At 58.6% G+C, this 12,952-nt stretch carries 14 protein-coding genes and 1 pseudogene; 4 read left to right on the plus strand and 11 right to left on the minus strand.

Going from position 1 to position 12,952, the window contains the following annotated elements; all coding sequences use genetic code 11:
• Window positions 1-81: 81 nt before the first annotated feature.
• Window positions 82-843: a GntR family transcriptional regulator gene (locus ACFO6X_RS14430; protein ID WP_382434354.1), complete on the plus strand. Its 762-nt coding sequence runs from the start codon at window positions 82-84 to the stop codon at window positions 841-843.
• Window positions 844-888: 45 nt separating this feature from the next.
• Here the strand turns inward: ACFO6X_RS14430 and ACFO6X_RS14435 are convergent, their stop codons facing one another.
• The 10 genes from ACFO6X_RS14435 to ACFO6X_RS14480 all read right to left on the minus strand — a co-directional run bounded on the left by ACFO6X_RS14435 (window position 889) and on the right by ACFO6X_RS14480 (window position 8,834).
• Window positions 889-1,740, minus strand: a complete 852-nt coding sequence (locus ACFO6X_RS14435; protein ID WP_382434356.1) for an HpcH/HpaI aldolase family protein — start codon at window positions 1,738-1,740, stop codon at window positions 889-891.
• A 91-nt stretch (window positions 1,741-1,831) separates the two neighbouring features.
• Window positions 1,832-2,722: a SphA family protein gene (locus ACFO6X_RS14440; protein ID WP_382434357.1), complete on the minus strand. Its 891-nt coding sequence runs from the start codon at window positions 2,720-2,722 to the stop codon at window positions 1,832-1,834.
• A gap of 91 nt (window positions 2,723-2,813) precedes the next feature.
• Window positions 2,814-3,758, minus strand: a complete 945-nt coding sequence (locus ACFO6X_RS14445; RefSeq protein WP_382434359.1) for a catechol 2,3-dioxygenase — start codon at window positions 3,756-3,758, stop codon at window positions 2,814-2,816.
• 69 nt (window positions 3,759-3,827) lie between these two features.
• On the minus strand, window positions 3,828-4,181 hold the full coding sequence (locus tag ACFO6X_RS14450; protein WP_382434362.1) for a 2Fe-2S iron-sulfur cluster binding domain-containing protein: 354 nt from the start codon (window positions 4,179-4,181) through the stop codon (window positions 3,828-3,830).
• A gap of 15 nt (window positions 4,182-4,196) precedes the next feature.
• Window positions 4,197-5,261 (minus strand): NADH:ubiquinone reductase (Na(+)-transporting) subunit F, encoded by a 1,065-nt coding sequence (locus ACFO6X_RS14455; protein WP_382434364.1) that lies wholly within the window; start codon window positions 5,259-5,261, stop codon window positions 4,197-4,199.
• Window positions 5,262-5,320: 59 nt separating this feature from the next.
• Window positions 5,321-5,677, minus strand: a complete 357-nt coding sequence (locus ACFO6X_RS14460; protein ID WP_382434366.1) for a phenol hydroxylase subunit P4 — start codon at window positions 5,675-5,677, stop codon at window positions 5,321-5,323.
• Window positions 5,678-7,249, minus strand: coding sequence for an aromatic/alkene/methane monooxygenase hydroxylase/oxygenase subunit alpha (locus ACFO6X_RS14465; protein ID WP_382434368.1), 1,572 nt, complete (start codon window positions 7,247-7,249; stop codon window positions 5,678-5,680).
• A 45-nt stretch (window positions 7,250-7,294) separates the two neighbouring features.
• Window positions 7,295-7,576 (minus strand): MmoB/DmpM family protein, encoded by a 282-nt coding sequence (locus tag ACFO6X_RS14470; protein WP_382434370.1) that lies wholly within the window; start codon window positions 7,574-7,576, stop codon window positions 7,295-7,297.
• A gap of 11 nt (window positions 7,577-7,587) precedes the next feature.
• On the minus strand, window positions 7,588-8,583 hold the full coding sequence (locus ACFO6X_RS14475; RefSeq protein WP_382434372.1) for a ferritin family protein: 996 nt from the start codon (window positions 8,581-8,583) through the stop codon (window positions 7,588-7,590).
• A 14-nt stretch (window positions 8,584-8,597) separates the two neighbouring features.
• Entirely contained in the window at window positions 8,598-8,834 is a 237-nt protein-coding gene (locus ACFO6X_RS14480) for a phenol hydroxylase subunit (RefSeq protein WP_382434374.1), read from the minus strand.
• A 296-nt stretch (window positions 8,835-9,130) separates the two neighbouring features.
• Between ACFO6X_RS14480 and ACFO6X_RS14485 the strand changes: the two genes are divergently transcribed.
• Together ACFO6X_RS14485 and ACFO6X_RS14490 are read left to right on the plus strand one after the other, a co-directional pair.
• On the plus strand, window positions 9,131-10,828 hold the full coding sequence (locus ACFO6X_RS14485; RefSeq protein ID WP_382434376.1) for a sigma 54-interacting transcriptional regulator: 1,698 nt from the start codon (window positions 9,131-9,133) through the stop codon (window positions 10,826-10,828).
• Between the two features lie 17 nt (window positions 10,829-10,845).
• Complete coding sequence (locus ACFO6X_RS14490) at window positions 10,846-11,631, plus strand: GntR family transcriptional regulator (RefSeq protein ID WP_382434378.1); 786 nt, start codon at window positions 10,846-10,848, stop codon at window positions 11,629-11,631.
• 31 nt (window positions 11,632-11,662) lie between these two features.
• Here ACFO6X_RS14490 and ACFO6X_RS14495 read toward each other — a convergent pair whose 3' ends face one another.
• A complete protein-coding gene (locus ACFO6X_RS14495; RefSeq protein WP_382434381.1) occupies window positions 11,663-12,502 on the minus strand; it encodes an SPFH domain-containing protein in 840 nt (279 codons plus the stop codon).
• A gap of 245 nt (window positions 12,503-12,747) precedes the next feature.
• On the opposite strand from ACFO6X_RS14495, the pseudogene ACFO6X_RS14500 reads away from it, so the two are divergent.
• Window positions 12,748-12,952 (plus strand): annotated as a pseudogene (locus tag ACFO6X_RS14500) (RNA-guided endonuclease InsQ/TnpB family protein); the annotation flags it as partial.

Raw genomic sequence — 12,952 nt, forward strand, 5'->3', positions numbered from 1 at the left:
CTTTGCTTGTCTGTACCATCTTGCAAGGTATGACTTTCTTTCTTTTGGGGTATGTTCACAGCAAAAATATCGAGAATTATCATGAAATCATCCTTAGAGATGGATAGCCCTGTCGCTACCGATAGCGATGCCGGTGCGTCGCGCACCTTGATCGAGCGTGCCTATGCCCAGTTGCGCAATGACATCATTGAAGGGCGGCACCTGCCCGGCGACAAATTGCGCGTCGAGCACCTGAAGCTGCATTACGGCGTGGGTGCGGGCACGCTGCGCGAAGCCATTACCCGACTGGTGAGCGATGCGCTGGTCACGGCCGAGGGCCAGCGAGGCTTTCGCGTCACGCCCATCACGCTGGAGGAGCTGGAAGACATTACCCGGCTGCGCCTGCACATTGAGCTGGAGGCGCTGCGCCAATCGATTCGCCACGGTGGTGCTGCATGGCGCGAGGCGCTGCGCCACAGTTATGAAGCCATGTCGGCCCTGGAGCAGCCCATTCGGCGTGAACACCGGCCCCAGTGGGAAGCCCTGAACATGCGTTTTCATGAGGCACTGCTGTCGGGCCAGCAATCGCCGTGGACGCAAAAGGTGTTGCGCTTGCTGTCGCGCCACAGCGAACGCTACCGCCGCTATACGATGGGCCTGCCCGGTGCTGCGCGCGATGTGCACAGCGAGCACACGGCTATTTTTGAGTCGGCGATGGCCGGGCACGAAGCCCGTGCCGCCTTGGCGCTGGAAGCCCATATCAGAGCCACGCCCGACTTGTTGGCTCAGGCACTGCGCAGCGGCCAAATCACCCTGCCCAGCGGCACCGATGCGGGCCACCATGCCCACATGGCACCCGAATGAGCACCACGGCAGCAGCGTCCGAACAGCACCCCACTCCATCGCGGCTCAGTAACCGCCGCTGGAGGGCCGCGGTGCCGCCATGCCCTGCCGAAAACGCGCTGCCAAAGACTGTGCGGCCAGCGCCAACAAATTGATATCAACCCCCACTGCCACAAACAGCGCCCCCGCATCGAGCCAATGTTGGGCCTGGTCTTCTTGGGTGGACAAAATGCCAGCGGCCTTGCCTGCATGCCGAACACGGGCAATACCATGTGCAATGGCGGCCACCACTTCGGGGTGGTCTACTTGGCCGGGATAACCCATAGAGGTAGACAAATCCACCGGGCCGATAAACACACCATCCACACCCGGCGTGGCCGCAATGGCATCGATATGGCCCAAGCCCTCTACGGTTTCTACCTGCACCAGCAAGCAGGCTTGGTCGTTGGCCTCGTGGATGTAATCGCGGTAACGGTTCCAGCGCGAGGAGCGGGCCAAACCACTGCCCATGCCCCTTGTACCGCTGGGCGGGTAACGCATAGCACGGGCCAGCGTCAGGGCTTGCTCGGGCGTATCGACCATTGGTACGAGCAAGGTTTGCGCACCCAACTCCATGAATTGCTTGACCAATACCGGATCGCCCGAGGGCAAACGCACCACCGGGTGTGGCAAAGCCACCCCCACCGGTAACGTGCTAGCGGCACTGGCAATAGCCTGCAACTGCGCCAGCACGGCCCGCAGGTCATTGGGAGCATGTTCGCCATCGATCAGCAGCCAATCAAAGCCGGTACCCGCCAGCATTTCAGCCAAATAACCGTCTGCCGTAGCCAGCCAAAGACCAATCTGCTGCTGACCTGCCGCAATGGCATGCTTGAAAGCATTGCGGGGAAGGGGAGAAGTCAGGTCGGGTAAGCTCATATCACGCCCATCATCCACGAAGCACACACACACACCAACACCAAGTGGCGGAATGTGCACTCTGTGAACACATTCCGCCGCCCGATGGGCCTCAGAACGCCTTGACCAAGCTCAGACGTACCAAAGAACCCTTGGGCAAAGGAGTGCTGCCTGCTTCAGCACTCAACTCTTTGTACACGGCCCCTTTGAGCGCCAGCCCCGGTGCCACGGGGTATACCAGTTCTCCCCCCAAGGCATGGCGCGAAGACTTATTCAGGCTGGCCCCCACGCCACTGTCATTGCTGGTTTGCCACTGGCTATAGCCCACCAGACCGGCTTGCATGGGGCCAAAAGCCTTGGCCAGTGCCCACTCCACCGTCACCTGATTGCCGTTGCGGAAGCCCGCATCGTTCTTGCCATTGCGCTCAAAACGCATCAGTGCAGCACCAGAAATCGTCTTGGCAGCATCAAAATAGTAGGTCAGGCCACCTGTGAGCATGGTGCTCTTGAAGCCTTTGCCCGGAGAGGCTGGGAAGGTTGTGCTGGCCGAATCCATCCAAACCCCAGCAGCGGCCACGGCATCCCATTGCGCACCATGCCAGCCCAACACCAACGGCCCCACATAAATATCACCCACACCCGAACGGCTGTCGGAGATGCCAGCGGCGTTGATGGTCAGGGAGGTGCGCATCAGTGGCACGATGGCTTCTACGCCATAGTCGGCCCCCAGCACTTTATGGCCGGTCATCCAGACAAAGCGGTTGGCCAGCGCCGTGACGGTGCCACCGTTGTGGCCCGGCAGGTTGTCGCTGCTGCCAGGAGCGCGAAAGCTATTGATGTTGTAGTTGACCAGATAGCCCAAATAATAAAAACCGGGGGGCGGCACGCTGGCTGCTTGGGTGCCTTCCACGCCAGGCACATAGTGGCCTTCAGCCTGTGCGGCCAAAGACGATAAACCAGCCAACAGCACCAGCGCGGCGCTGGCAATTGCATTCTTCTTCATTCTTTGTCTTTCTTTGGAGCAGTCATGCGGGGGACGACCCGCATCGCAGGAAACGTCCCCCACCAAGGCAAGTGCAGGGGAACGGTAGAGCTCAGGTGTAGACGTCGGTGAACGAAGCCACCAACTCGCCCGTGTGGTAAAAAATCCCGCTCCCAAGGCGGTCTTCGCTCCACGTTGTCACGGGGCGGTCGGGCTGGGCCAAGTAGCCCAAACCGGCAAAGGTTTCGTTGCGGTTGCCGCTGGGGTCAAAGAAGTAGATGGTCTCGCCGCGTGTAATGCCGTGGCGGGTTGGGGCCACGTCAATTTTCACTTTCTTCTTCGCCATCACATCCGCCGCCTTGAGCACATCGTGCCAAGAATCCAAGAAGAAGGCGATGTGGTGCAGGCCATTGACCGGGCCACCCACAAAGGCGATGTCGTGCGGCGTGCTGGTGCGCGCCATCCAAGTGGCTGCCTGCATATTGCCTTCGGGGCCGACCAGAATTTGCTCGGTCAGGAAGAAGTCCAAGCACTCCTTCATGAAACGGGTGTTTTCTTCTACCTTGTTGATGCCCGCTTCGGGGTTCATCTCACACATCAGCAGGCAGTGGTCTAGCCAGTGTGCGCCAGCACCGCGGATGCCATCGGGCCACGGGTCGGGGTTGAGCGTACCCACATCCGTGCCGACGTATTCTTTCATGGCATACAGGCGCATCTCGTGGCCGCTGGGCAGGTTGAACTGCAACATGCGCCCGGTAGAAGGCAACGCACCTTCTTCCAGCCATTGGGTTTTAGTGCCCCAAGCCTCAATGCGGGTTTTCAACGCGTCCAGATCGGCATCGTCTTGCACTTTGAAGGCCACATGGTTGATACCGGCGCGGTCGCTCGGGGTCAGGATCAGGGAGTATTTGTCCCACTCGTCCCAGCACTTCAAATAGACGTTGCCCGCGTTGTCCTTCATCATGGTTTTCAGGCCCAACACTTCTTCGTAATGCTTGACGGCGGCATCCACGTCCATGACGCGAATACTGATATGCCCAATTCGTAGAACACCCATTGCATGTCTCCTTGTGGTTAGTGATGAAATCGTTGCTTATCTATCGTGGGGAAATCAAGACGGTGGCACTCAGGCTGCTGCTGCCGCAGGCGCACCCAGTGCGCGGCGCAAAAAGGGCTTGCGCAGTAGCGGTGTCACTTCTAGGCGCACCGGCTCTAGGGGGGCCACACGGCAGGCCAAGGTGTAGCCTTGGGCCTCTTCGGCTTGGCTGACATGGGCGCGGCTGATCGGCCCCAGTGGCCGCACCGCCCCCTCCAGAATGCGGACTTTGCAGACACCACAGCCGCCATTGACACAACCCACCGGAATACCCTTGCGCCCTAGGCGCAACATGCCCGTGAGCAGGTTCTCGTGTGGAAAACAGTCAAAGCTGTCTTCGGTTTGCGCGACCGTGATACGCAAGGGGGAAGCTGGCGCAGTCATGGATACATCGCCTGTTTAGATGCTGCGAAACAGCGGACTGCGCGTTTTTTGCGCATCCGCCGCCGAGAGGAACTTCTCGGTATAAATGTCGCGCTCAAACAAGCGCCCTTGCATCAGCGTGCCAATGCAGGCTTCAATCATGGGCGGCGGGCCACACAGGTAGGCTTTGAGCCCAGAGAAGTTGCCATTGAAATGCGCTTTGGCGGCATCGTGTACGTAGCCGCGTGCGCCGGGCCATTCTGTGCCTTCGGGCACTTCCGACAGCACGGGCACATAGGTAAAGTGGGGGTGTTGTGCCGCCAGCGCCCGAAACTCTGCGTCGTAATAGAGTTCTTCTAACGAGCGTTGTCCATACACCAGCGTGATGGGTTGGGTGCAGCCTTGGGCCAGCAATTCCAAAATCATGGAGCGCGGGCTGGACAAGCCAGAGCCACCAGCCATAAACACCATCGGCAATTGGGCCGACTGGCGCACAAAGAAGCGACCATAGGGGCCGGTGATTTGCACCTTGTCGCCTTCGTGCAGCGATTGATGCAACCACGTCGTACCCGCACCGCCGGGCACCAAGCGCACATTGAGTTCAATCTCGCTGCTTTGGCCATTCGCATCAGGGGCGTTGGCAATCGAGAAGGCGCGTCCGCCTTCCACACCCGGAATTTGCACCTGCACATACTGCCCGGCCTGAAAGCGAATCGGCTGGTTCAGGCGCAAATGCAGTGCCTTGATGGTGGGGGTGAGCTGCTCAATCCGGGCCACAGTGGCGGTAAAGTCGCGCACCGGAATCACTTGGGCATCGGGTTCATCTTCAATATCGGCCTCGATGGTGGCATCGGACTGCAAAGTGGCGCAACAGGCCAACGTTTTGCCATCATCGCGCTCCATCTCCATCAGTGCAAAGGGGTTGGCTGCACCGTGGTCTACCTCGCCATCGGTCACTTGCACCTTGCAGGTGCCACACAGGCCATGCCCACAGGCATGGGGAATGTAGATGCCTTGGCGCAGGGCGGCATCGAGCAAGGTTTGGCCTTCTTCCACCTCAATGGTGGTGCCCAAGGGTTCGATGGTGAGTTGGTAGCTCATAACAGTATCTCCGCTGCCGGGCGCAGCAACGCGCCCGGCAGCCATTCAGGGGTCAAAGGTCAGCTGCAAGTGCCTGCAATACCGGTCAGACCGGGGGTACGGAAACGAATCACGTCTTTGTGTTTCAGTCCGTTCTCTTGCAAGGACTTGGCCGGGTCGGGTGTCCAAGGCTGGCCCGACTTGAACCACTGCACTTGCGTCCAGTCGATCTTGGCAAAGTCAGGGTGGTAGCCATAAACACCGGGCAGCACCGCTTGGGCCAGCGCACCAAACGGGGTCTCGGGCGGCAGGGGCAGGGCCACGGGGGCACAAATCAACAGGTGGTCTTCCCAACCGATATAGAGCAGGGGCGCAGGAAAGTTCTCGCGCACGTCCTTGGCTGGAAAGTTGTAGGGTTTAACCGCAACGACGCTCATTTATTTGGCTCCTTGGTCTGCTGCACCGGGCAGTTCTTCACCGCGCCACGCTGCAAAGTTCTTCTGGTCTTCCGACCCTTCAAAATCGAAGTTATCCCGGCCCACATTCAGTTGGTACCACTGCAACACGGCCATCAGCGGGTCAAAGCCTTCGGCAGTCGGGTCGGTGCCTTCAGGGAAGCAGTTGCCTTGGTAGATTTGGTGTACTGGCAGCCACGACTGGATGTACTTTTCTGGCTCGTGCTCAAACACATCCTTACAGCCATCGCTACAGAAGTGGTACTTGTCGCCTTGGTACTCGGTCTCGCGGTAGCAAATCTTGGTCGGGTCGCCCGGCTCGGTAAACACCATCGGGATTTGGCAAGTGGTACACAGCATGGGCAGCGTCTTGTTGTAGAAGCGGTTGCCTTGCTCTTGCTGCTCGCGCAGGTGCTCCAGACGGGGACGGTAGTATTTGTCGAAGGTGTCGGGGTACTTCTCCGACAGCCACTGCATTTCCTCTTCCTTGGGAATCCAAGTGTGGAAGGGTGCGGCAGCGCAGTAGTTGTAGAAGGTGTTCCACGCTTGGTGGCTGATATGGTCTTTGCCTTCGCAGGCTTGTTCCCAACCCTTGGGTGGACGGATGCCATAGCGGGCCAAGTCGCGGAACAGTGCGCCGCCGTTTTGCTCGGCGTACATCTCCCAGGCTTCTTTCCAGCTCATCACGCGCTTGGGCAGCATGTAGTCTTGCATCATCGCCACCAGCGTCAGCACGCGGTAGCCGCGCCAGAACCATTTATCAATCCAACGCTGCACAATCGGCACGTTGTCGGGGTCTTGCTCCAGCATGAACTTGATGCACTCAATGCCCAAGGTCATGTGGCGCGATTCGTCCGACTGGGCCGAGAAACCAAAAGTCACGGTGGACATATCGCCGTTGTGCGCTGCACCGCTCATGAAGGGCACAAACAGCAGGTTGGTCAGCACATACTCAAACGAGAAGCTCACAGCGGTGAGGAACTCGAACGGGCCGCCGCTCAGGGCATCTTCAAAGAACGACTTGGGCACTGACAGGTACCAGACGCGGTCAAACCAGTGGTTCGACTTGTGCATGCCGTTGAAGTACTTGTTGTAGTGCGACAGGGCATGGGTTTCGGTTTGGAAGTGGCGCAGCTCGTCCACCGCCTGCATTTGCGAGGCCACCCGGGCCCCTGCGCCGGTAAAGTGGCGGCCCACATGGGCAAAGCCCCGGTGCGCGTAATACTCCAGCGGCACCACGCCTTGAATGAACAGCTTGAGCGCGTTCACATAGCGGGCATCCGAGATGCTCAACTGGCCGTTGTTTTGGGCAAAAGCCTCAATCACGGCATAGAGCTTTTTCTCTTTTTCGCCTTGGTACTTCCAGTAGGCATCCATGGTCAGGCGGAAGGGGTCTTCCCACTTGTCCCAATCATGGATTTTGATGCCTTCGTACTTGTCGAAGGGGAACACTTTGTCCATCGGCTGGTAGCTGGTGTCCCAAGCCAAATCGCGCGTCATGGCGATATAGCGTTCTTTCAGGCCGAGTTTCTTTTTGGTAACGGGTGCGTCCACGGTGTTGTCTCCTGGGGGTGCGGCAATAGGGGGATGGCAGCTGCTTTAGCGCAGCCAGCTCAGCGACAGCTCATCGTCGTCTTCGTTGATGTGGCCCGACAGCGTCACCAGATTGACGTGAATCTGTTGCAGGTCAAAACGCTGGCCAGTTTGCTCTTCAATGGTCTCGCGGCGCACCACCAAGCGGCCGGGAGCATCGATCTTGACCAAGCCGGGCGAATGCACGGCGGTGGCTTCGGGGTTGTCGGCCAAGATGGCATCGACAATCGGGCGCGACTCTTCGTTGTCTTGGAAGGCAATAAAGACTTTAGAAACGGTTTCGGTCATCGCAAACTTTCTTACAGAGTCAGACCAGCCTTGCGGGCACGGGCATTGAGGGTTTCGCGCACAGCCAACAAGGCCTCGGCCCCGGCAGCACCCAAGGCCATCTCGGCCACCGGGGCCAGTGCGGCTTGGGCTTGGTCGGCGTAGCGTTGGAACCAGCCACTGATCAGCGATTGGTTGTCGGCGTTTTCGGCGGCAGCCACCTTGACCACGGCATCCACCCAACGGTTGGCTTCGGCATGCCACTCGGGCATAAAGGCAGTGAGCATGGCCACGGCGGTGCCACCTTGCACGGCCAAGTGGTCATCGACAAAATGGCTGTAAATCAGCGGGAACACCATGCCATCGAGGGCCAAGTTTTGTGCCACAAACAGCTCAAACGGGTCGTTAATTACCAAGGTGTCTTCGACCAAGCGGCGCAGCACTTGCCAGCGTGGGTCTTGCAGCCAGGCGTTTTTGCCTGCCTCTAGCGCACCGGGCTCGCCCAGCGCCAACCCCAAGCGGGTCAGGTACTGGGCCACACCCAACTGATCCATGGCTTGGAACATGGCCGGAGCAGTAAAGGCCGTGCCATAACCCCGCGAGCAGATGGTGCAGTTGTTCATGTTGGCCCCCCAAGCCACATGGCGCAGGGGCATCAGCACTTCTACCGTTTTGGCCCGCAGGGCATCGCTCGTTTTGGCGATCAGGTTGCGCGATTCGACAAACTGGTAGTTCGATTCCATCGCCTCTTGCTGGCGTGCGCGGGCCATCGTCCAGTTGGCGTAGTAATACTGGCGCGGGTCGCGCAGGGCATCCCAATCAGCCATTTGCACCGCAGTGCGGCCTTTGTCAAACAACTCAAACTCTGGCTCCCACGTAGGACGGTAGTGGAAGTTGGCCGTGGGTTGCACCCCCAGCGTCGCCTCTTGGTAGCGCGAGGCTGGCTTGTTGTCGCCGGTGTAGGCGGCCACGCGGGCAAAGGTGTTACGCAGCGGCTTGATCTCTCGCGCTTGCAGGTCGATGTTCATCTTGCTTTGTCTCCTCAAACAGGGGTGGAAACCGGGGTGGCCGCGCCATCGTCCAAGCGATGCACTTGGTTGGCACGGCAAAAAGCCTCAAAGGCCGGCCGGGGCAGCATCAGCTCAACCGCCAATTCGGGCCAACCGATAGAAAACTCAAACTCCACCAAACCGTTGCTACGGGTTTGCAGCACACGCACAAACCGGCGCGAGACATCGCAAGCGATGGCATCGGAGGTGGCTGGCTCGGGGGTGGTCATGTACGGACTCCTTGGGGTGTTGGGCTGTCTGCTCTTGCTATTGCAGAAGCCATGCCACGCCATGCCAAAAACCAAAAAATCTCGATAAAACGAGGGTTTGTCCTTAGAAAAATCGATAGTTTTCTGGCACGGTTGGGGGGCGGTGCGAGCCCCCTATTCACCACATGAAAAATGTTGCGCTGCAGTATGATGATTTGGTGAAAATAAGCTTATTCCGGTTGCTTATTTGATGAATTGGCATTTCTTTCAGGGTTTACCCGGTTCTGCTTCGTTGCCAATTTATCGATAGTTTGTCCATGCCCGCCCCCCAAAACCTTGCTCTTCCCTCGGATGCCGACCTGCGTCGGTTGGTGCATTTTTCGGCGGGGGATGGCCGCATTTGGCTGTCGGGCCAACGCATGGTGCTGGTGCATGCCGCTGCGCTGCACGCCCTACGGCGCGAATTGATCAACACCTTGGGGCCAGCGCAAACCCGTCGCCTACTGTTGCGGGCTGGTTACGCCTCGGGCGAGCGCGATGCCCTGTTGGCCCATCAAGTGCGCACCGGTGCCAGTGTGTTTGAGATGTTTGCCGTGGGCCTGCAACTGCACATGCTGGAAGGGGCGGTGCAAGTCACCACCGAAACCTTTGAAATCGACGAGGCCGGTGGGCATTTTCTGGGTCAATTCCGTTGGGAACACAGTTGGGAGGTCGAGGCCCAATTGCGCGACTTCGGCCCACAAGAAGAACCCACCTGTTGGATGCTGCTCGGCTACGCTTCGGGCTATACCAGCGCGTTTTTTAAGCGTTCGGTGCTGTTCAAAGAGGTGCAATGCGCCGCCTGCGGCCACCCGCATTGCCGCATCGAAGGCCGTTTTGCCGAAGAGTGGCCCGATGCCGAAGTGATGGCGCGCGATTACAACCCCGACTCAGTGCTGTTGCAACTGGACGAATTGCAATCCCAAGTCCACAACCTGCGCACACAACTAGAGCAACCCGCCGACGACTTGGGGCGCATCATTGGGCGTTCGCGCGCTTTTGAGCAAACCGTGGCCCTGCTGCGCAAAGCCGCCGCCACCGATGTGACGGTGCTGCTCACGGGCGAGACGGGCGTGGGCAAAGAACGCTTTGCGCGCGCGTTGCACGCGATGGGGGCACGGGCCGATAAACCGTTTGTGGCTGTCAACTGCGCCGCCTTGCCCGCCGAACTGATAGAGAGCGAACTGTTTGGTGCAGAAAAAGGCGCTTACACCGGCGCTTCGGCCTTGCGCATTGGCCGCTTTGAACGTGCCCACGGCGGCACGCTGCTGCTGGACGAACTGGGCGAAATGCCCCTGCCTGTGCAAGCCAAACTGCTGCGCGTGTTACAAACCGGCGAGATAGAACGCCTGGGCGGCCATGAGGCCCGGCGCGTGGATGTGCGCGTGGTGGCCGCGACCAATGTGGATTTGGAAAAAGCGGTAGAAGAAGGCCGCTTTCGGCGCGACTTGCTCTACCGGCTCAATGTCTATCCGATTCGCATCCCATCGTTGCGTGAACGGGGCGACGACATCGAACTCATTGCCCTGTACCTGCTGCAAAAATACGCGGTGCGCCACGGCAAACGCTTGGCCGGTTTTACCGACCGGGCGCTACTGGCTATGCGCGCCCACCGCTGGCCGGGCAATGTACGCGAGCTCGAAAACCTGATCGAGCGCGGCGTGATTCTCACGCCCTCAGACGAAAGCGTAGATGCCGACGTGCTGTTTCCACACATTACCGTGCAAGCCGGGGCCACCGTGAATGCACGCGGCGCTTTGGAGCGCACTGTGGCAGCACCAGCGGCCCAATCGGCCCAACTTTACGATACCCTGCTGCACAGCGGCCTGTCTTTAGAAGTGCTAGAAGACACCCTGATCCGCGAGGCCGTGGCCCGCGCCGGGGGCAACCTGTCTGCCGCTGCACGCACCTTGGGCCTGACACGGCCCCAACTGAGCTACCGGCTGTCGCGCCTGAACGAACGCGCCCCGTCCTGATACTTCTGGATGTGCTGATGGCCAAACGTGCATTTTTCCTTCCCGATATCTCCCACGAACTGCCCGACGATGGCAGCGACCCTTCGCGCACCCTGACCGAGCAAACCTACAACCGACTGCGCCAAGCCATCATCGAGGGCCAACTGCCCCCCGGCAGCAAACTGCGCATCGAACACCTGCGCCAGCAGTATGGCGTGGGCGCAGGCACGCTGCGCGAAGCCGTCACCCGCTTGGTCAGCGATGCCTTGGTCACTGCCGAAGGGCAACGCGGGTTTCGCGTCACCCCCATTGCGATGGAAGACTTGGAAGAACTGACACGCCTGCGCGTGTTGATTGAAACCGAGGGCTTGCGCCAGTCCATGCGCTATGGTGGTGAGGCTTGGCGGCAAGCCTTGCACAGCAGCTATGCCGCCCTGAGTGCCGTTGATTACCCCATTCGCGCCGAGCAGCGCCCCCACTGGGAGGCACTGAATGTGCGTTTTCATGAAGCACTGCTCAATGGCCGCCCATCGGCCTGGACGCAAAAGGTATTGCGCCTGCTCTCACGCCACAGCGAACGCTACCGACGCTACGCGATGGGCCTGCCGGGCTTGCTGCGCGATGTTCATGCCGAACACCGCGAAATCTACGAGCTCGCCTTGGCTGGGCAGGAAGCCCGAGCGGCGCTGGCACTGGAAGCGCATATTTGCACCACCCCCCACCTGCTCCTGCAAGCCTTGCGCGATGGCCGATTGGTGCTGCCCAACGCGCACGATGAAGTGGCTCTTATGCCAGAACCGCTACACCCGCCACTGGCAGAATGAACAACTGCGTGGGGCCAGCCCCTCAATCCCCTTAATTTTTAGCCCCCACATTGACCATGCCACGGAAATCCATCGGCACCACAATGGTGTTGACTTTGCCTGCGGCGATACCCTCGGCAATTTTCAATTGGGCCTGTGCCTGCATATAAGCAATGCTTTGCGCACTATTCACAGCCAACGCAGCCATGCGCTCAGACTCCTTCTTTGCAATTTCTACTTCTGTCTCTTTGACACGCAATTCGTTTTGAGCCCGTACATACTCCGTGGCCGATCGCAAAATATCAGCATTGGGCTGCACATTACGAATCTGCACCACAGTAATATGAATAGCGTTTTCTAACTTTTCAGAAGCCAACTGTTCTGCCACATGCTGGCGTATTTCTTGTTCCAACTTAGATCGATTGTCAGCCACTTCTAACGCTTTGTATTGGCGTATGGCTTTGTAGGCTGCATTATTTACCAGCGTACCCACATAGTTATACATCAGCAACCAATCACCATCGCTAATTTGGTGAAATGATTTGGCTTTTTTTGAATAAAGCTCTGCCACCGAACCGGGGTTAATCTCATAAACCACCGACATATCAAAATCTGCCAAAGCACTGTTATCTGCCGTGAGAGGGGTTTTATTGTCGAGTGAAATCGTAATATCACGCACCGGAAATGTCAAAATCGTACCAATCAGATTTTGATTCCAACTACCCGGCAGCAATTCTCCGGGTTGCACCTCTCTAGAAAAATTAACCCTGACTCCCACCTCGCCCGTTTTAATGCGCGTAAAACTGTTGAACCCGAAGATCGCCACAGGAACCAGAAGCAAAATAGGGATGATTTTGTTGCGCATGGATTTGATGGCTTGCGTAGGCTGCATGTTTGATCTCCTTCAAATTTTCACCCGCCTCAAGGCAGAAAACCCCTAGCGCACCAGCCACAAGCATGGTGCTTGTGGCTGCGCACCCCGGTGGGCTCACTATGCGCTGGGGTCTGGAGACTTTAGCGCGCCCCGTGTCCTCACCCTAGAGAAAAAACACGTCCGCACTGCAAAACATTCATCACCCGGTGCGCGGGAAGCCCCGGAGTTCAGTCCGGGGTTGAGAGCAATCCATAATCTACGTCATGGACTGCACCAAAACCCTGCGTCTGCGCATCAAAGACAAGCACGCCAAAGTGCTGGTGTTGATGGCGCGTGAGGTCAATCAGGTCTGGAATTTTTGCAACGAAACCAGCCACCGCGCCATCCGCGAGCGCCACCAATGGCTCTCGGGCTACGACCTGCAAAAGCTGACCAACGGTTTCAGCCAGTGCGATGGCATACACATCG

The sequence above is a fragment of the Giesbergeria sinuosa genome (assembly GCF_042652905.1).
GTDB classification, from domain to species: domain Bacteria; phylum Pseudomonadota; class Gammaproteobacteria; order Burkholderiales; family Burkholderiaceae_C; genus Simplicispira; species Simplicispira sinuosa.

Bases quoted from the DNA above. Each gene is read 5' to 3' on its own strand.
- ACFO6X_RS14430 (WP_382434354.1), top strand. From the start codon at position 82: ATGAAATCATCCTTAGAGATGGATAGCCCTGTCGCTACCGATAGCGAT.
- ACFO6X_RS14435 (WP_382434356.1), bottom strand. From the start codon at position 1,740: ATGAGCTTACCCGACCTGACTTCTCCCCTTCCCCGCAATGCTTTCAAG.
- ACFO6X_RS14440 (WP_382434357.1), bottom strand. From the start codon at position 2,722: ATGAAGAAGAATGCAATTGCCAGCGCCGCGCTGGTGCTGTTGGCTGGT.
- ACFO6X_RS14445 (WP_382434359.1), bottom strand. From the start codon at position 3,758: ATGGGTGTTCTACGAATTGGGCATATCAGTATTCGCGTCATGGACGTG.
- ACFO6X_RS14450 (WP_382434362.1), bottom strand. From the start codon at position 4,181: ATGACTGCGCCAGCTTCCCCCTTGCGTATCACGGTCGCGCAAACCGAA.
- ACFO6X_RS14455 (WP_382434364.1), bottom strand. From the start codon at position 5,261: ATGAGCTACCAACTCACCATCGAACCCTTGGGCACCACCATTGAGGTG.
- ACFO6X_RS14460 (WP_382434366.1), bottom strand. From the start codon at position 5,677: ATGAGCGTCGTTGCGGTTAAACCCTACAACTTTCCAGCCAAGGACGTG.
- ACFO6X_RS14470 (WP_382434370.1), bottom strand. From the start codon at position 7,576: ATGACCGAAACCGTTTCTAAAGTCTTTATTGCCTTCCAAGACAACGAA.
- ACFO6X_RS14475 (WP_382434372.1), bottom strand. From the start codon at position 8,583: ATGAACATCGACCTGCAAGCGCGAGAGATCAAGCCGCTGCGTAACACC.
- ACFO6X_RS14480 (WP_382434374.1), bottom strand. From the start codon at position 8,834: ATGACCACCCCCGAGCCAGCCACCTCCGATGCCATCGCTTGCGATGTC.
- ACFO6X_RS14485 (WP_382434376.1), top strand. From the start codon at position 9,131: ATGCCCGCCCCCCAAAACCTTGCTCTTCCCTCGGATGCCGACCTGCGT.
- ACFO6X_RS14490 (WP_382434378.1), top strand. From the start codon at position 10,846: ATGGCCAAACGTGCATTTTTCCTTCCCGATATCTCCCACGAACTGCCC.
- ACFO6X_RS14495 (WP_382434381.1), bottom strand. From the start codon at position 12,502: ATGCAGCCTACGCAAGCCATCAAATCCATGCGCAACAAAATCATCCCT.